A 17,919-nucleotide genomic window follows, 5' to 3' on the forward strand; every position below is an offset into this window, starting at 1 on the left:
CCAAAGCCGAAGGCTTTGAGGGCACCTCTTTTGGTTCCTTTTTTTGGTGTAAAGAAAAGGGACTCGCCCGCCCGGCGACAAAGGGTAACTAAAAAAGAATTGAATAACGTCGAGTTACAAAATGACCTTCCAGTTGCCAAAATTAAATTGGATAAAGGTCGATCGTCATACGTTTGATGTTGGACTGGCACAGATTAATATTCCCTTCCAAAGCCGCAGGCTTTGAATACGCCTCTTTTGGTTCCTTTTCTTGGTGTAAAGAAAAGGGACTCGCCTGTCCGGCGACAGAGGGCAATCAAATAATCCAATTTAAAAACGGGATGCGGAATCAACACCCACAAAACAGCAAAACAAAACACCAGACATAAAAAAGCCGGGCCTAAGCCCGGCTTAACGTGATGAATGCATCGAGCGGCGTTTAGGGCGCTAAACACTCGGTGCATTGCGCGTAAACGGATCTCGGGTCACCCATGACCGCGTTTTTCGCTGATGGATTAAATGTCTGTGCCAGTGGTGCCAGATAATGTTCAACCGTGGCCAGTGTCTGTTGCAAGGAGGTGGCGGGTGAATGGAAATCCGCACCGGCTTGAACCAAACGTCCAGCCAATTGTTGAGCGATCTGCTCGGCTGGGGTAAGCGGACGTTCCACTTCGACAACACCATAGTCATCCAGACCCGCAGCACTGGCTGCAGCAGCGATCACCGTTTGCAGATCACCAAGGTTATCCACCAGTTTCAGCTCTTGAGCAGCATGGCCGGTCCATACGCGTCCTTGTCCCACTTGATCCACTTCTTCGCGGGTAAGTGGGCGAGAGTTGGAGACGAGACCCGTAAACTGGCTGTAAATACTTTCAACCGTCTGCTGCAGAATCTTGTCACCCATGGGCGTCATGGGCATATCCAAACGCAGGGCGTCAGACAAGCTAGTGGTGCCGACACCATCAGTGTTGATGCCCAGTTTACCGAGAGTATTTTCCAGCGTCGGGAAGGCACTGAAAACACCAATGGAACCGGTCAGCGTGGTGGGGGTCGCCCAGACTTGGTCTGATGCCATGGACATCCAATAGCCACCGGAGGCGGCGATGCTGCCCATAGAAATAAAGACCGGTAAACCGTCATCCCGTGCCGCCTGCAGCTCCTGCCGGATGATCTCCGAGGCGAAGGCGCTGCCACCGCCGCTGTCGACACGCACAACTAACGCCTTGATGCTGTCGTCGTTGCGGGCCTGATGGATAAGCTGAGCCAGGGAGTCAGAACCGATGGCTCCTTTCGGTTGTTCGCCATCCAAAATAATACCGGATGCGACGATCAAGCCCACCTGAGATTGATTCAGAGCGGGTTTTGGTTTTGTCAGAGCAAGGTAGGCGTGGTAATCCACTGAGGCGTAGCTGCCAGTGCGCTGGTCTTCACCAATTCGATCGCGGAAGTAGGTGCGCTGCTCCGTGTGGTCGGCGAGTTCATCAACCAATCCTGCGTTAAGCGCTGCCAGAGCGGTGTCACCACCGTTGGCTTCGAGGTAGACATCCAGACGATTGATAAAATCATTCACGCGTCCGGTGGGCAGTGCCCGATGCTGTTCCACGGTATCGGTATAGTTTTTCCACAACTCATTGAGCCAGCGACCGTTGTGTTCCTTTGACGCGTCGGACATGCTGTCGCGCAAATAAGGTTCTACGGCGTCTTTATAGGTGCCGACCCGGTAGACGTGCATGTTCAGTTCAAGTTTGTCGAGAGCGTCACGATAATACTGCCGATAGCTGCTGTAGCCCGTCAGAATTACCGTTCCCATTGGGTGAATGATCAGATGGTCGGCGTAGCTGGCCAGGAACAATTGATCCTGAGTCAGGTTGTCGCTGACGGCGTAAATGGGCTTGTTGCTGCGGCTGAAGTTTTCCAGGGCGTTGCCGATTTCCTGCATCTTACTGATGCCGCCGCCGAGCAGTTCATCCAGTTCCAATACCAATGAGGTAATGCGGGGATCGTCGGCGGCGCGATTGATTGCGGTCACGACATCCCGAACACGGGTTTCGCCCTGGGCTTCTGAGCCAATAGACATGACCTGAGCAACGGGGTCCACATAGCTGTATTGGTCGACCAGAAAACCACTGGGTACGACGCGCAGGGCGACATTTTCAGGCACTTGACGCTGCTCGCGAGGCCAGAGGGCCGCGACGATGACCACGATAACCAGGAGAAACAGCAGATTTGCCAGGCCGACCCGCAGCCAGGTGATCAAACGCCAGATAAACGAGAAAATCCCTCGGAAGAATCCGGTAATACTCATGTGTGTTGGTCTCTTTTCTTCAAATTAAGTCGCACTGTGGGCGTCGTCTGTTGTCGCTTGTGAGCGCTCGTATTGCCAGGCTTTCAGCCAGCGGCTGTTGAACATGGCACTGATAAATATCGCGACGCTCAAAAACACCTGAACAATGTCCCGCCAGTCACCATTGGGCGCCATGGCGTTAGACACTCCAACCGTAAAGTGCAGGAGAATAACAAAACACAGCCAATCGCAGGTGCGTGCATGGTCTGCATGAATTCCCGGCAGAAATGCCGCTACCGTCAGGCAGGGGATCAGCCAGAGAATCCAGGTGTGTAAGCCATTGATGAACAAACCCAAAGTATAGAGGACAAGCAGTAGATAAACGGAAACGCGTGTCGCAATTCGGGAATAACGCAGATTATTGGGCATGCCGATCCTGTTAGTGAGTTGCCTGAGGAGTCGTTACGCTGAGCGCTTGGGCCAAGGTTGCCACGCGTTTTCCTAACGTCTGGCAGAGACGAGTCTCCGTCTCTGACAGCGGACGCTTGCTGTCGGCTCCCGCCAGGTGTGACGCGCCATAGGGCGTTCCGCCATCGGTGGTATGGAGCAGATCGCTTGCCGAGTAGGGCAGGCCGGCACAGACCATTCCGTGGTGGAGCAATGGCAACATCATGCTCAGCAGTGTACTTTCCTGGCCGCCGTGCAGGCTGCTGGTCGAGGTGAATACCGCCGCGGGTTTGTTGATCAGGCGGCCGTTCAGCCAGGTATCGCTGCTGCCGTCGAGAAAGTACTTAAGAGGGGCGGCCATATTGCCAAAGCGCGTGGGACTGCCGAGGATAAGACCGCTGCAGTTGGCGAGATCCTCCTGGGTACAATAGACAGCGCCTTCTGCGGGAATCTCTGGCTCCGTGGCTTCGCAAACCGTTGAGACCGGTGGAACGGTGCGGACCATAGCGGTCATTTGCCCGGACTGCTCAATGCCGCGGGCGATTTCCAGCGCCATTTTTGCCGTGGCTCCGTGGCGGGAGTAATAGAGCACCAGAACGTAGGCGTCGCTCACAGCAGCTCCAACACATTTTCCGGTGGGCGTCCGAGCACGGCCTGCTCACCTTTGACCACGATGGGCCGCTCGATAAGCTTGGGGTGGGCGACCATGGCGGCAATCAGATCGGCGTCAGACAGATCCGGGTTTTTCAGATTGTTGTCTTTGTAGGCGTCTTCGCCCTTACGCAACAGCTCCCTCGGTGTAATGCCCAACTGTTTGATCAGTTTCTTTAACTGAGCAGCACTGGGGGGTGTTTCAAGATACAGAATAACCTCGGGTTCGACGCCTTTTTCCTCGATCAGAGCGAGGGTTTGACGGGATTTTGAACAGCGAGGATTGTGATAGATGGTGACCATTCCCTGATTTCCTGGATGTGGAACGCTAAAAACTGGGTTATTGTAATCGGTATACGTAAGTAACTCTATTGATCGGCTTCTGGTTACTCTATGGCTTTAAAAAATTCGTTCACTCCCAAAATGACTCTACCCTCATCCTTTAAAGAGGGGATAGATCGCGATTTGATGTTGCGCTTCGGCAAGTACTTGGTGCGGGAATATCAGGCCAAGAGCTGTCAAAAAGAAGCGGCGGCGCTGACCTACATGACGCTGTTCGCGGTTGTTCCCTTGATGACCGTGGTGTTTACCATGTTCTCTCTGTTCCCGGCGTTTTCCGGTGTGGAACAACAGCTGCAGCAGTTTATGTTCGAGCATTTAATGCCGGATTCCGGACTGGAGATCAAATCCTATCTGGAAGAATTTACCCAGCAGGCTCGCAGTTTAACCCTGGCCGGGGTATTGCTGTTGATCTGCACGGCCTTTTTTATGATCAAAAACATCGAAGGCACCTTCAATGGCATTTGGGGGGTAGAGGACGACCGCAAAGGCTTACCGAGTTTTCTGTTGTACTGGGCTGTGCTGAGTTTAGGGCCGCTGCTGTTGGGTGTCGGCTTCGCCATGAGTACCTATGTCCTGTCGCTGCAACTGTTTGCCGATGGCGCTGAGATTGCGGGTATTTCTGTCTTGTTCAGTGCGTTTCCCTGGTTGTTGACCGCCATCGCCATGACGCTGTTATTTGCGGCGATCCCCAACTGCCATGTTCCTTTTAAACACGCGATTATTGGCGGTGTGCTGGCAACGATTTTCTTTGAGCTGATCAAAGATTTGTTCGGTGCCATCATTCGTCATACCACGTTTACTGCGATATACGGTGCTTTTGCGATTGTGCCGCTGTTCCTGATCTGGATTTATATTCTGTGGGTCATTGTATTGGCGGGGGGCTTATTGACTCGTTGTCTGTCGAGCTTTCAGAAAGATTCGGCGGTAAACAGCTACTCCGATTTGTTGGCCGCTCTGTTGGCGCTGGCGCAGTTTAAGGCTCAAAACTGGGAGGGCAAAAGTGTCGGTACCAGCCAGCTGTTGGGTGTCGGGGTGGAGCCAAACCAGTGGCATCGGTTGCGCGAGGTGTTTACCAGTAACAATTTGATTACCGTCACCCACCAGGATGACTTTGTCCTCTGTCGCGATTTACGTACGGTGACACTCGGGCAGCTTGCTCATATGTTGGGAGGAGACTCTGAACTGGATGGCGCGGATGATCATCTACGACAGCAAGCGTGGTTCGATGGCGTTGAGTCGAGGCTGCGTCAAGTTGAGGAAACGCGCAACTCAGCATTGGATGTCAGTCTGCATGAGCTGTTAGATGTGACAGGCGATAGCCCCGCCGTATCGGCGCCTCCGGAGTTACCCGCGCCCAAACCCAGTTCACCGTCGTCAGAGAATTCCGTTGCGAGCAACTTGCGCAAGGCGTTTCGATGAACCGAATGGGGTTGCTGGTGAGTTTTATTCTCGCCAGTGTGCTGACCGGCTGCGGTCAAAAAACCTTGGTCTATTTGGATTCTGGTGATGTCGACTGGGGTGAGCTGCGTGGAAGTACCGTGTTTATCAATTATTGGGCAGAGTGGTGCAAGCCGTGCAGGGAAGAAATCCCGGAACTCAATGCGTTGCAGAAAACCTATCCTGAGCGCGTTGTTGTGCTGGGGGTCAACTTTGACCGTCCAGACACCGCAGGGCTAAGACGCCAGGCAGAGAGTCTCGGCATTGAATTTGAGTTATTGCAGCAGGATCCGTTTGAAGTACTCGGGTATGAGCGCCCCAAAATGCTACCTGCAACGTTGGTGTTTGATCCGGCCGGTGATCCCATCACCACTTTGGTCGGCCCTCAAACACTGGCCAGTCTGACCGAACAGGTGCCCAAGCTGATTGATTAGCGCCAGTTTCTTTCCCAGGCATCCATAACACGCCGCGGATACCAGAGCTTGCCATAACTGCCGTTGTAGCGCGCCAGCGCTTCCGGCAGATGACCGTTCGCTCGCTCAAGATAGTGCTTGAGAATGGCGCAACCGTAGCGAAGATTCGTTGCGATGTCGGTGAGATTATCTTCCGGGTGACCAATCTCATTTTTCCAAAATGGCATTACCTGCATCATGCCTTGGGCTCCGACCCGAGAGATCGCGAAGCGGTCAAAATGACTTTCCACTTCGATGACGGCCAGGACGATTTCAGGCGAGATGTCGACCAGGGAGGCGGCGCGGTGAATTTCCCGCAGAATATCCAATCGTTGCGCGGGATCTTTAATGAAGCGCTCCAGGGCCGTCTGCTTTGACATCAACCAGACTTCCGCATCGAAGCGATCGACGAAGCTGTCGCTGCGCTCAATCGTCGATTTTAGAAACTGGCGCAGCTCCTGATCGACTTCCGGAGTCGGGTCGATCATGGCGAGGGTGTTATCAGCGTGCACGTGACTCACATGACTCAGTATCAGGCACAGCAAGCTCAGCGCGCAGCAAAGAAAACCACGCACTCGCTGTTGGCGACACTTTAGAGGGGCTGCAGTCATGGGGTGACATCAAAAAACACTATGTTTTGAGTCTAGCCCATCGCGCTTCTAAAGAGCGTGACTGCGTCCCGGTTTTGCGAGGATCAGCCCCGTTTGTCCTTAATCCACCGTTCGACGTCGTCTTTAACCATGGCCATCGGGCGAGCGCCGGGCAGGAGGATGATGTCGTGGAATTCACGAATATCGAAGTCGTCACCAAGGGCGGCTTCCGCTTCGCGCTCCAACTTCACAAACATCAACATGCCGAGTTTGTAGCCGAGAGCCTGACCTGGCCAGGCCATGTAGCGTTCGACTTCCGGTACCACGTCAGACAGAGGCGAGCCTGCGGTGGCGTGGAAATAGTCGATGGCTTGTTCGCGGGTCCAGTGTTTGTCGTGCAAGCCGGTGTCGACCACTAAGCGCACGGCCCGATAAAGTTCCGCTTGCAGGCGGCCGAGATCGCCGAAGGGATCGTCGTCGTACATGCCCAATTTGGTACTGGCCAGGTATTCAGAGTAGAGCGCCCAGCCTTCTACATAAGCGTTGTAGGGGGCATTTTGGCGCATCAGGCCGATGTCGTCCTGCGCCATGTTCAGGGCAATCTGGAAATGATGTCCGGGTACCGCCTCGTGATAGGTCAAGGTTTTGAGACCAAACTTGGCCACGGCTTCCATATCTCGCAGATTGATCCAGTAGATGCCTGGACGGGTCCCGTCCAGCGACGGTGGCGTGTAAAAGCCGCCCGCTTCGCCGGCTTCTGTTACTGGCGGAATGCGGCGCACTTCAACGGCTTGATCTGGAATGGTGCCGTAGAATTGTGGCGCCTTGGCCATGACTTTTTTGATTTCGCCATTGAGGTAATTCAATAGGTCAGCGCGGCCTTCATCAGTAGCCGGATAGACTTGACCGTCCTGCTTGCCGAGCTCAATCATACGTTCGCCGACCGAGCCTTCGGTGAAGCCGTTCGCGCTTAACAAGCTGTCCATTTCAGTGGAAATGCGTTCCACTTCGTCAAGCCCAAGCTGATGAATTTGCGCCGGTGTCAGCGTTGAATCACCCAAAAAGCGAATCTCATGACGATAGAATTCGTCACCGCCCGGTTGGGCCCAGATGCCGTCACCGTCTCTCGCTTTAGACTCGCTTAGGGTCATGAGATCACGCGCTCTTTGGTAAGCGGGATAGACCACGGTTGCCACCTTATCCGTGACATCGCCGATCAGTTGCGCTCGATCTTCGTCAGTTATGTCGTCGATCTTGGCGAGCTTTTCGGCAAAGCTGCGCACGAGTTCGTGGTCGGCTGGATCACTGGCGAGAAAGGCATCGAAGAAATCCAGAGTTTTCGGATGCAGTTTTTTCGGCAGGACAATGCCGTTTTCCATATCCGCACGATATTTCGCGATGACTCCGTCGACAAAATCGCCCATACGGTCGAGGCGTGTTACATAGTCTTGCGCCTCTTGTTTTGAGGTGACGGACTGTTGTACTTGCATCAGTTTGGGAGCATCAATCAAAGGGCCGGAAATCTGGTTGATGATGTAGGGCAGGTGTCCCGCCCAGGTGTCGATATAGCCGCCGGGAAAAGAGACATCTCCGCGGAAGTAATCGAAAATGTTGATCAATATCTGTTGGTGATATTGTTGCTCTGGCGAGAGTTTGTCACTGTTTATCGCTTGTAGCTTGGCTGCAGCATCGCCCATGGTGCTTTGCATTTTCGCCATGCCAGCGACAGAGTAATCGGGGAATCGGTCATTATAACTACCGCCCGCGGCATCGGGCTCCAGCGCCAACATGGTTGACAGTGTCGGTTGTTGTTCCAGGAACTCTAGGGTAGCTTTGTCGATGACGATATCAAGTTGTTGGGCTGCTGCTGTGTCGGTAAGGGACTCATCCATCGTCGGCTTGTCCTGTGACTTTTGGTCGTTCGTGCTGCAGCTGCTCAAGGTAAGACTCCCTGCGCTGGCGATGATGATCGCCAGAGCCAGTGTATTCAGCTTCATGAAATACCGTTTAGTCCTTTAGGGTTGTATCAATGTGCCGGTATGCTAACCCGTTGAAATAATGAATACATTGTGTCGTAAACCCTATGCAGCAGGCGTACTGCATAGGGTTTCTATAAATGTATTTACGGCGTGTTGTTTACACCGTGTGTTCATCGTAATTTTCTGATGAGCAAGCAACCGGCTCGGGGGCACTCAGAGTAATTTTCCTTGCAGGAACGCTGGCAGATCGGCCAGTGGAATATCCTGTTTTTCAGCATCGCGACGGCCTTTATATTCAATCGTGCCGCCTTCTAGGCCTCGATCACCAACCACCAATCTGTGTGGAATACCCATTAATTCTGTGTTGGCAAGCAGCACGCCCAGGCGCGCTTTTTCTTCATCCATAAACAGAACGTCAATGCCCTGTTCGGTCAATTCCGTATAGAGCTTTTCGCAGGCTTCGCGCACAGCATCGGACTTGTGCATATTGATTGGGATCAGTGCGAGCTGAAAGGGAGCAATGGCTTCCGGCCAAATGATGCCGTTGTCATCGTAGTTTTGCTCAATGGCAGCGGCTACCACGCGCGTCACGCCAATGCCGTAACAACCCATCGACAGCACTTTTTCTTTGCCCTGCTCATCGAGAACTTTGGCATTCAAAGCACTGCTGTACTTAGTACCCAATTGGAAAATATGCCCAACTTCAATTCCCCGGCGTATGTCGATGGTGCCTTTTCCGCACGGACTGGGATCGCCGGCAACCACGTTGCGGATGTCGGCGACATCCCCCAGGGGCAGATCCCGTTCCCAATTCACGCCGGTGAGGTGATAATCGTCGCGGTTGGCGCCACAACAGAAGTTGGCGGCTGCGGCGGCGGCTCGGTCGACAACAATGGGGATTTCCAGACCGACAGGGCCAATGGAGCCAATGCTGCAACCCAAGGTCTCTTTAATCTGCTGTTCGCCCGCCATTTTTAATGGTGAAGCAATCATCGGCAGTTTTTCGGCTTTGAGCTCGTTCAGTTGGTGATCGCCTCGCAGTACCAATGCGACGAGCCCCTGCTTGCCATCTTCATCGGGTTCGCCAAGGACGATCAACGTCTTTAACACCTCGGAAGTCTGCAAATGCAAACACTGCGCAACTGCAGCAATGGTGTGTTGGCCGGGGGTGGCAACTTCGTTTAATTCTTGATTGGGCGCTGGGCGCTCGCCAGCCGGAGCCAGGGCTTCAGCAAGTTCGACGTTCGCCGCGTAGTCGCTGTCGGTGCTGAAGGCGATATCGTCTTCGCCGCTGTCGGCTAAGACGTGAAATTCATGGGATCCGGAACCGCCGATCGAGCCGGTGTCCGCCAGTACAGGGCGGTAATTCAGGCCGATACGATCAAAAACCGCACAATAGGCGCCATGCATATCGGCATAGGTTGCCTGCAGTGATTCGTCGCTGATGTGGAAGGAGTAGGCGTCCTTCATAATGAATTCTCGCGAACGCATAACGCCAAAGCGTGGGCGAACTTCGTCGCGGAATTTGGTTTGAATCTGATAGAAGTTCGCCGGCAGTTGTTTGTAGCTATTGAGCTCATTGCGCACCATATCCGTAATCACTTCTTCATGGGTCGGACCGAGGCAGAAGCCATTTTCATGTCGGTCGGCAAAGCGCAGTAATTCGGGGCCAAATTGATTCCAGCGTCCGGATTCCTCCCAGAGCTCGGCAGGCTGAACAACGGGCATCAGGACTTCCTGGGCGCCGACGCGGTTCATTTCTTCCCGCACGATGGTTTCAACTTTGCGCATGACCCGCAGACCCATCGGCAGCCAGGTGTAAAGGCCTGAGGCCAATTGACGAATCATTCCGGCGCGCAACATCAATTGATGGCTGATAGCAACGGCATCCGAGGGGTTCTGTTTTAGGGTGGCGATGAGAAAACGGCTGGAGCGCATAGAGACGTGGTTCTCGACTGGGTGACTGGAAGAGGGGTATTCTACGGTGGAAGTCATGGTGGGGAAAGGAGGATAAAAAATGTCAGAACTAGATGTACAAAAAAAATTTGTACTGCACCCCCAATTGGCCGAGGACTGTGTGGTTCTCGGTGAAATGCCCTTGTCGCTGGTGCTGTTGAGCCGCGACGCCAATTATCCCTGGTGTATTCTGGTGCCGAGACGGCCCGGCAAGCGCGATTTACACCATTTGTCAGAGGTGGATCGACAACAATTGATGAATGAAGTCTGTCATTTGTCCGAAGTGATGGCCGATTTGTTTGTCCCTGAGAAAATGAACGTTGCCTCCCTTGGCAACAGCGTGCCGCAGTTGCATATGCATGTGGTGGCGCGTTTTAACAATGATAAGGCCTGGCCGCGCTCCATCTGGGGTATGCATCCCGCTGCCGCTTACGAGCCTGAAAAATTGACCAGCTTGGTGTCGCGTTTGCGCAGCGCTTTGGCGGGAGATGACTTTCGGGAAACGGACAGTTACGAGGGCTAGGTCGCCTCCGCGTTACTGTATTAAACGGCTTATATATAGCTTATATAAAGAAGGGGCAACGATGGATTCATCGTTGCCCCTTCTTTTATTTTTTGACTGAGTTTTACCCCTGCCTTTGCAGAGATATCACCGAAGGGTGATTACTCGGCCATATCCTTAAGCTTTTTCAGCGGACGGATTTTTACCTGTACGCTGGCTGGTTTTGCAGCAACGTCCATTAATTCGCCTGGCTTAAATGGGTTGGGGACGTTCTTGCGAGCCTTGCGAGCCGGTTTTTTCACCGCGCTAACCTTCAACAGGCCGGGCAGAACAAATTCGCCAACTGCGCGCTTTTTGATGTGGCCTTCGATGATGTCGCTGAGCTCATCCAGAACACTTTGAACCTGACGTTTGGACAGTTCCGTGTTTTCAGCAATCTGAGTCAGAATCTGAGTTTTTGTGTAGCGATCTCTAATCGCTTTCACTTTCTTTTCTGCAGCAGTAGATGCTTTTGCAGGTGCTTTGCGGGCGGTAGCTTTGGGAGCTGGCATAGATCAATCTTCCTTCCAGTAACTTGAGTATGGCTCGACTTTCAAATAGGGGGATCTTACGAAACCCCGGTTTTTATAGAGTCAGAAGCGGGGCGGGTGCCGCTGGCCCTATATAATAAGGATAATATAGCCCGACGCTACAATTTTGCGAAAAAAAACCTCCAAATAGGAAAATTTTTTTTAAATTTGGCCGAAATAAATTTTCAAGGTGACCGACTACTGTCGTTTTGTGGCGAAAATGGCGGTTTCGGGAAAGAGATATCGATTTTTGATGGTAAGCAGGTGAAGCACTAAGGACTTTCTTACGAGGTGATTTTTCGTCGGTCCGATTGCGCTTGCGGTGAATCTTTCTATGGCGATGCAGGCTTGCGTGTGATCGTGGTTGATGTCTTGTCGGGCAGATAAAAACGCTTTCTTTCATTCTTATCGATTCTGTTATCGGCCGCTTTTGTTGCATCTGAGCTGAAGTAGGTTTGAAACCTCTTGCTCTTAAACACTGGGGGCGAGGTTATCGGCATTCCTTAAAAAGACCTAAATCTATGGGGCCAGGATGAAAATGAGCGTTATGGAGCCGTTTTTTACCGTCACCACGGCGGAATTACGGGCATTGATTGCTCCTCTGTCCTTCGAAATGGGTGTCGACTGGTCTCCTGGGAGGACTTTTTTTACCTCGGGAGGTTGAAAAGTTGAGTCCGCGGCCATACACGACTTACCGGAGGCTGGGGCCTAGGGTATACTAGCGCCCTTTTTTTTCGTTGGTCGGTGCATTGGAAGACGAGGTGCAGATATGCCGATTTATGAATACGTATGCCGTTCCTGTGGGCATGAGATGGAAGTCCTACAGAAAATGAGCGATCCGTTACTGACAGACTGCCCTGAGTGCAATAAGCCTGAATTGAGCAAAAAGATCTCAGCGGCCGGGTTTCGCCTGACCGGTGGTGGTTGGTATGAAACAGACTTTAAAAACAGTGGCAAGAAAAAGAACCTTGCCGGTGGAGACGATAAATCGTCTGCCAAGAGTGATACTAAGAGTGATGCCAAGTCCTCAAGTTCCTCAACCGGTGGCGATTCTGGAACCAAGTCCAGCTCGAACTCGAACTCGTCGGCTACCTGATAATAGGAAACCGATGGGGCGGACGACCGTCTCTGCGCCATTGATATAGAAACAGGAAATAGAATCTTATGCGAACCGATTATTGTGGCGTTATCGATAGCTCGTATATCGACAAAGAAATCACCCTGTGTGGTTGGGTGGATCGGCGCCGGGATCACGGTGGTGTGATTTTTATCGACCTGCGTGACCGTGAAGGCATCGTGCAGGTGGTTTTCGATCCCGATGTAAAAGACAATTTTGCCATAGCTGACAAGGTTCGCAGTGAATATGTCCTGCAGGTCCGTGGCCGGGTTCGCGCCCGTTCAGAGGCGACAGTAAACCCCAACATGGCGACGGGTAAAGTCGAGGTTTACGGTCTCGACATTACGATCCTCAACAGCGCTGAGACAACGCCTTTCCCGATGCACGATCAGTCGGTTGGGGAAGATGTTCGTTTGAAGTATCGCTTTTTGGATCTGCGACGTCTGGAAAACCAGGAACGTCTGCGCTTTCGTGCCAAGGTCACCAGCGCAGTTCGCAACTTTTTGGACGAAGAAGGATTTATCGACGTTGAAACGCCGATCCTGACTCGCGCGACTCCGGAGGGCGCCCGTGATTATTTGGTGCCGTCGAGAACCCACGAAGGAAAGTTTTTTGCGCTGCCTCAGTCACCCCAATTGTTTAAGCAATTGTTGATGGTGGCGGGTTTCGATCGTTATTACCAGATTGCCAAGTGCTTCCGCGACGAAGATTTGCGCGCTGATCGCCAGCCGGAATTTACTCAGATCGATATCGAAACATCCTTTATGGATGAAGACGCCATCATGTCTGTCGCCGAAGGTATGGTGGTTAAACTCTTCAAGGATCTGAAAGGCATCGATCTCGGCAGCTTCCCGCATATGACTTACGCCGATGCCATGGAAAAATTCGGTTCCGACAAACCGGATCTGCGGATTCCGCTGGAACTGGTAGAAATCAAAGATCTATTAAAAGACATCGATTTCAAAGTCTTCGCCGGGCCTGCCAACGATCCGGCCTGCCGGGTTACCGCGTTAAAAGTGCCTGGTGGTGCGAGCATTTCGCGTAAACAAATTGACGATTACACCAAGTTCGTAGGTATCTACGGTGCTAAAGGTCTGGCCTGGATCAAGGTGAATGAACTGGCCAAGGGGATCGAAGGTTTGCAGTCGCCGATCATCAAGTTCCTCGGTGATGACGTCACCATGAACATTATGCAGCGCCTCGATGCTGCCGATGGTGACATCGTATTTTTCGGTGCCGATCAGCGTTCCGTGGTATCGGAAGCCCTGGGGGCTCTGCGCTCCAAACTGGGTGACGACCTCAATCTTTATACCTGTGATTGGGCGCCACTGTGGGTTGTTGATTTCCCCATGTTTGAGAAAGACAAAGAGGGGGGCGTTACCTCTCTTCACCACCCGTTCACGGCGCCTTCATGTTCACCTGAAGAGCTTGAGGCCAATCCGCTGAATGCCTTGTCTCGTGCCTATGACATGGTGCTCAATGGCTATGAAGTCGGTGGTGGATCTGTACGTATACATGAGGGAGATATGCAGCAGGCGGTGTTTCGTGTGCTCGGTATCGAGGCGGAAGAGCAGCGTGAGAAATTTGGCTTCCTGCTGGATGCGTTGCAATATGGCGCGCCTCCCCACGGCGGTCTGGCCTTCGGTCTCGATCGTTTGATCATGTTGATGACCGGCACAAATGCGATTCGCGATGTGATCGCTTTCCCGAAAACCCAGACTGCGGCCTGTGTTATGACAGATGCGCCGGGTGCGGTAACCGATGTGCAGTTGCGTGATCTCAACATTCGCTTAAAGAAAAAAACGCCTGAGGCATAAAAAACACCGGGCGTGTTCCTATCAAGGGGGCGAGGTCTTGCCCCCTGTTATTCAGATCCAGCTTTTTCAGTCTAAACTACATTAGATGTAACGGTATCGAAGGGGTTTGGTGTGACTCATCACATTTTGCGTCCGTCTAATTCGATATGATGAACACTTTTGTCCCCAGAGCTTTTGTACAGCTCTCGTAAATTTCTCAGAGGAGTCCTATGAAAAAGGGAATTTTACTCGCCGGCGCTGCCGTTGTTGTTGCCTATCCTGCGACAGCTTGGTTTTTAGGTGGTGTGGTCGATAGCACTTTGGCATCTCAGTATCAAATCTATGAGGCTGAATCCGACTTTCGTATCGTTGAACGTGAATTTAAGCGCGGCGTTTTCAGTTCCGAAGAGCATGTCGTCATCGAGTTGCTGGGGGGGCTTGCCGAAGCGGTAGCCGCAACCGACGGCAGTGGCGCCATGGAGCCTGTGCGTTTGACATTTGATTCTACGATTCAGCACGGACCTCTTCCTGGCTTCTCATCGCTGGGGGCGGCATCTATGGATTCGCAGATGGTTTTGCCCGAGTCTGTGAACATTACTCTGGCCGAATCTGGCAGTGACAAACCGTTGATTTCTGCCCATACCGTTTTTGGTTTTGGCGGAGGTGGATCTAGCGAGATGATAATACAGGCGGCCTCTTTTGAGCTTCCGGTTGATCCCGCAACGGATCCAGTTGTGTTTAATTGGGATGCACTGACCGCCTCAATGACCTTTGATAAGAATCTTGATCGAATCACCTGGGAAGGTGGGCTGCCGTTGTTTGAAATGACTGCAGAAGGTCAATCTCTGGTTATGGAAAAACTGACGTTTGATGCCGATCAGTCGCGCCTCGATGCCAGTGAGCCGTTGCTTTACGGCGGTGATCAAAGCTTCGCGATTGAGAAGGTGTCCATTGATAATCAGATGGCGAATATGTCTCTGGTGATGCAGGCGATAACCTCTGCGGTGCACATGCCTGCGACCGACGAATACGTCGATATTGATGTCAATATTGCTGTCGGTGAAGCTCAGACAAAAGAAACTACCTATGGGCCGATTGCCCTGGACTTTGGCTTTAACCATTTGCACAAAGAAACACTGATTGATGTTTATGGCCAATACATGGATTTGTACAATAATCCAGAGCAAATGATGGCAGCGGATCCTTTCGCGCCAAATCCCGCTTTGGACTCGTTGAAATCCAAGGCTGCAGAACTGCTGAATTTCGAGCCTAAGTTTTCAGTCAGTAAGCTGGCGTTTACCGCTCCGGAAGGGGATGTTGATATGGATCTCACTCTGGGCCTTGGTGATGTCGATCCCGATTTGCTTGCCAACCCCATGTTTTTGTTTACGCAGCTGCAAGCGGCGGGTTCTGTAGCGATTTCTGAACCACTTATGATTGCATTCGCAGCAAGTTACAATGGTGCTCGTATGGGATTAAGTCCCGAAGAAACTCAAGCCATGATGGAGCAACAAATCGCCTCTATGGTTGAGATGGGCTTTGTTACTCGTGACGGCAGTGTCTTGAAGTCTAGTCTTAAGCTTGAAGAAGGTGAGATGTTGGTAAACGGTCAGCCCTTCAATCCAATGGCGGGAGGCTATTAATACTCGCTTCATTGGCTGATGGTCCCCAAAGAGTTTTAATTTGCTGTTGAAAATGCTTTAGGGGGCCGCTGCTGTAAAACGTCAGGCGGCTCTGTTCTTGAGTCGCCAACACATTCTCTTCTCGCAAACGGTGTTGCAACTGATTGGCGATCGCTTTTTCTGTACTGATAACCGTGATGGTTTTGCCGACAGTCTTTTCGATCAATGGTCTAATCCAGGCGTAGTGAGTACATCCCAACACAAGAGTATCGATATCTTTGGCAATTAGTGGGCGTAGATAAACGTCTACCTGCTCCTGAATCTTGTCATTGTCCAATTGCAGAGCTTCAATGCTGGGGACGAGCGCGGGGCAGGCTTGGATATGTAATTCTGTAGAGTTTTGAAAGCGCTTTGCCAGCCGTTTGAAGCTGGCGGTTGTTAGTGTGTGAGGTGTTGCCAGTATGGCGACTTTCCCATTTCGACTGCTATTAACCGCCGGTTTAATGCCCGGCTCAACACCGATAATCGGCAAACAGGGATTGTTTTGACGCAAGCAATTGATGGCGGTTGTTGTCGCTGTATTGCACGCAACCACAATGGCCTTTGCCTGTTGTGACCGTAGAAATTGGGTCAGTGCTGCCGCTCTTTGCTGTATGACTAGGGCGCTCTTTTCACCGTAAGGAGCATACCGTGAATCTGCGATATAAATTAAATCTTCCTTGGGAAGCTGTTGTCGGATTGCCTTGGCGACGGAAAGACCGCCGATGCCAGAGTCAAAAATACCGATTGGAGACATTGAAAAGCGCGCATCTTGGATAACTGGCGCTATTGTAAAAGTTTTGTTTGAATCGGTCGTCGGAATTTATAAAAACTGGATCGGGTGCTACCGCCGCTTAGGAGAGTTTGAAAGGCTGAGTGTTAACGGCCCAGCGCTTTCGCCGTCGTACCTTTGGTGCCCCAATGGGTGCTGGGGACTTCCTGCACAATAATCTTGATGGCCTCGATGGGGGCGCCGGTGCTTTCTGCCAGGGCGGCTGAAACTTTGACGATCATGTCTTCTTTCACGTCTTCGGAGCGACCTTCAATCATGTAGATGTGAGCAATAGGCATAGTTTTGTTTGGTAACCTCAGTGGGACAATTTTGGTGATGTGGCAGAGCGAAAAGTGTTTTCAGGTCACCACGGTGAGAAAACGTTCATTGAGGGCTCGGGTGTGATAAAAAATCGCTGTGCCCATTTCTTCTTCGGTCCAGGTGTAATGTTTCATGTCCGGGTAGTGGTCATAGCCACCACAAAAGGTTTCAAAGCGATTACCGGAAGGGTCAAAGGCATAAATAGTTGTGCCGCGTGTAATGCCATGGCGTAGAGGTCCAATATCAATAGAGGTGTTGCTTCCTGACATAATATCCGCCGCTCTCAGAACGTGCTCCCAGGATTCGAGCAAAAAGGCGGTGTGGTGTAGGGTGTTGCTACGCTCATCGCGAACAAACGCAATGTCGTGGGCCTTACAGGAACAGGTTAACCAAACCGCGAGGTCGGTTTTGTGGTCATCCGTCACGATTTTTTCGACCAGTCTGAAACCGAGGACATTAATGAAAAGATCCCTGCTGCCGTCGAGGTCTTCACCGTGTATTTGCCAGTGATCCATGCGTACGGGTGAAATTCCTTTTTTGTTGAAGTTGTGAACTGCCGGATTCACATAGCCAAGGCCGTCGCCCACGTGAGTCTTGTTGGCGTAGAGTTCGATCACGTGTCCCGTAGGAATGGTGAATCTGACGCGTTCACCGGTTTCCATCAGATCGCCTGCCGGAATTCTCTGGGTGGGAACACCGTACTCGTTGAGTCGGCTCTCCAGCTGGTCAAGGGTGTGTTCGTCCAGGACTTTGAAGCCGTAGAAGTCCATACCTGCGGAATCCGCCTGACGAATGATAAAGCTATGGTGGTCGCGTTCATCATGAGTTTTGAAGTAAACCCGATTCTGATCATCACGACCCGTTTCTACCAGGCCGAATATATTCGTGTAAAAGTCTACGGATTCTTCCAAATCCAGAACGCGCAATTGGGCATGCCCGGGGCGTAGTACGCCAGTCATCGCCATAGAAGCATCCTCACTCTATTGTTATTGGCATCTAAGTTTTTGAATTCTTGGTGCCATAATCACGGCAAGTCGGGGCGAGCGTCCAATATTATTTGGGTA

The 17,919-nt window shown here is 52.0% G+C and carries 18 protein-coding genes; 7 read left to right on the top strand and 11 right to left on the bottom strand.

Annotated elements, in window-relative coordinates; genetic code table 11:
• Positions 1 to 418: 418 nt before the first annotated feature.
• The 4 genes from sppA to arsC are packed head-to-tail and all read right to left on the bottom strand — an operon-like array spanning position 419 to position 3,664.
• Positions 419 to 2,284 carry a signal peptide peptidase SppA gene (gene sppA / locus ACXAFR_RS19865; RefSeq protein ID WP_475180042.1) on the bottom strand — a complete coding sequence of 622 codons (1,866 nt, stop codon included), beginning with the start codon at positions 2,282 to 2,284 and terminating at the stop codon, positions 419 to 421.
• Between the two features lie 24 nt (positions 2,285 to 2,308).
• Positions 2,309 to 2,692 carry a DUF2069 domain-containing protein gene (locus ACXAFR_RS19870; RefSeq protein WP_475180044.1) on the bottom strand — a complete coding sequence of 128 codons (384 nt, stop codon included), beginning with the start codon at positions 2,690 to 2,692 and terminating at the stop codon, positions 2,309 to 2,311.
• A gap of 10 nt (positions 2,693 to 2,702) precedes the next feature.
• Complete coding sequence (gene wrbA / locus ACXAFR_RS19875; RefSeq protein WP_475180045.1) at positions 2,703 to 3,323, bottom strand: NAD(P)H:quinone oxidoreductase; 621 nt, start codon at positions 3,321 to 3,323, stop codon at positions 2,703 to 2,705.
• On the bottom strand, positions 3,320 to 3,664 hold the full coding sequence (gene arsC / locus ACXAFR_RS19880; RefSeq protein ID WP_475180048.1) for an arsenate reductase (glutaredoxin): 345 nt from the start codon (positions 3,662 to 3,664) through the stop codon (positions 3,320 to 3,322). The genes wrbA and arsC overlap by 4 nt, the downstream gene beginning before the upstream one ends.
• 90 nt (positions 3,665 to 3,754) lie before the next feature.
• Here arsC and ACXAFR_RS19885 point away from each other — a divergent pair, with 90 nt between their 5' ends.
• The gene (locus tag ACXAFR_RS19885) at positions 3,755 to 5,122 is read left to right on the top strand and encodes a YihY family inner membrane protein (RefSeq protein ID WP_475180049.1); all 1,368 of its coding nucleotides are present in this window, start codon (positions 3,755 to 3,757) and stop codon (positions 5,120 to 5,122) included.
• Complete coding sequence (locus tag ACXAFR_RS19890; protein ID WP_475180051.1) at positions 5,119 to 5,574, top strand: TlpA family protein disulfide reductase; 456 nt, start codon at positions 5,119 to 5,121, stop codon at positions 5,572 to 5,574. The genes ACXAFR_RS19885 and ACXAFR_RS19890 overlap by 4 nt, the downstream gene beginning before the upstream one ends.
• Here ACXAFR_RS19890 and ACXAFR_RS19895 read toward each other — a convergent pair.
• The 3 genes from ACXAFR_RS19895 to ACXAFR_RS19905 form a co-directional block, all read right to left on the bottom strand.
• Positions 5,571 to 6,203 carry a lytic transglycosylase domain-containing protein gene (locus ACXAFR_RS19895; protein ID WP_475180052.1) on the bottom strand — a complete coding sequence of 211 codons (633 nt, stop codon included), beginning with the start codon at positions 6,201 to 6,203 and terminating at the stop codon, positions 5,571 to 5,573. The two genes, ACXAFR_RS19890 and ACXAFR_RS19895, sit on opposite strands and share 4 nt — an antisense overlap.
• 83 nt (positions 6,204 to 6,286) lie before the next feature.
• Positions 6,287 to 8,179: a DUF885 domain-containing protein gene (locus ACXAFR_RS19900; RefSeq protein WP_475180054.1), complete on the bottom strand. Its 1,893-nt coding sequence runs from the start codon at positions 8,177 to 8,179 to the stop codon at positions 6,287 to 6,289.
• A 195-nt stretch (positions 8,180 to 8,374) separates the two neighbouring features.
• Positions 8,375 to 10,099, bottom strand: a complete 1,725-nt coding sequence (locus ACXAFR_RS19905; RefSeq protein WP_475180057.1) for a proline--tRNA ligase — start codon at positions 10,097 to 10,099, stop codon at positions 8,375 to 8,377.
• A gap of 79 nt (positions 10,100 to 10,178) precedes the next feature.
• Between ACXAFR_RS19905 and ACXAFR_RS19910 the strand changes: the two genes are divergently transcribed.
• Positions 10,179 to 10,640, top strand: a complete 462-nt coding sequence (locus ACXAFR_RS19910; RefSeq protein ID WP_475180059.1) for an HIT domain-containing protein — start codon at positions 10,179 to 10,181, stop codon at positions 10,638 to 10,640.
• 140 nt (positions 10,641 to 10,780) lie between these two features.
• On the opposite strand, the gene ACXAFR_RS19915 is transcribed toward ACXAFR_RS19910, so the two are convergent.
• Positions 10,781 to 11,170, bottom strand: a complete 390-nt coding sequence (locus tag ACXAFR_RS19915; RefSeq protein ID WP_475180061.1) for an HU family DNA-binding protein — start codon at positions 11,168 to 11,170, stop codon at positions 10,781 to 10,783.
• A 550-nt stretch (positions 11,171 to 11,720) separates the two neighbouring features.
• On the opposite strand from ACXAFR_RS19915, the gene ACXAFR_RS19920 reads away from it, so the two are divergent.
• The 4 genes from ACXAFR_RS19920 (at position 11,721) to ACXAFR_RS19935 (ending at position 15,744) form a co-directional block, all read left to right on the top strand.
• Positions 11,721 to 11,852, top strand: coding sequence for a hypothetical protein (locus ACXAFR_RS19920; RefSeq protein WP_475180062.1), 132 nt, complete (start codon positions 11,721 to 11,723; stop codon positions 11,850 to 11,852).
• Between the two features lie 105 nt (positions 11,853 to 11,957).
• A complete protein-coding gene (locus ACXAFR_RS19925) occupies positions 11,958 to 12,284 on the top strand; it encodes an FmdB family zinc ribbon protein (RefSeq protein ID WP_475180065.1) in 327 nt (108 codons plus the stop codon).
• Between the two features lie 68 nt (positions 12,285 to 12,352).
• Positions 12,353 to 14,122: an aspartate--tRNA ligase gene (gene aspS / locus ACXAFR_RS19930; RefSeq protein WP_475180066.1), complete on the top strand. Its 1,770-nt coding sequence runs from the start codon at positions 12,353 to 12,355 to the stop codon at positions 14,120 to 14,122.
• A 209-nt stretch (positions 14,123 to 14,331) separates the two neighbouring features.
• Positions 14,332 to 15,744 (top strand): YdgA family protein, encoded by a 1,413-nt coding sequence (locus ACXAFR_RS19935; protein ID WP_475180069.1) that lies wholly within the window; start codon positions 14,332 to 14,334, stop codon positions 15,742 to 15,744.
• Here the strand turns inward: ACXAFR_RS19935 and murI are convergent.
• The 3 genes from murI to ACXAFR_RS19950 all read right to left on the bottom strand — a co-directional run bounded on the left by murI (position 15,719) and on the right by ACXAFR_RS19950 (position 17,820).
• Positions 15,719 to 16,519, bottom strand: a complete 801-nt coding sequence (murI, locus tag ACXAFR_RS19940; RefSeq protein WP_475180071.1) for a glutamate racemase — start codon at positions 16,517 to 16,519, stop codon at positions 15,719 to 15,721. The two genes, ACXAFR_RS19935 and murI, sit on opposite strands and share 26 nt — an antisense overlap.
• Positions 16,520 to 16,641: 122 nt before the next feature.
• Entirely contained in the window at positions 16,642 to 16,833 is a 192-nt protein-coding gene (locus tag ACXAFR_RS19945; RefSeq protein WP_475180072.1) for a 2-hydroxymuconate tautomerase, read from the bottom strand.
• A gap of 60 nt (positions 16,834 to 16,893) precedes the next feature.
• The gene (locus ACXAFR_RS19950; RefSeq protein ID WP_475180074.1) at positions 16,894 to 17,820 is read right to left on the bottom strand and encodes a catechol 2,3-dioxygenase; all 927 of its coding nucleotides are present in this window, start codon (positions 17,818 to 17,820) and stop codon (positions 16,894 to 16,896) included.
• Between the last annotated feature and the right edge of the window lie 99 nt (positions 17,821 to 17,919).

It is taken from the genome of Pseudomaricurvus sp. ABR4_320 (assembly GCF_056159445.1).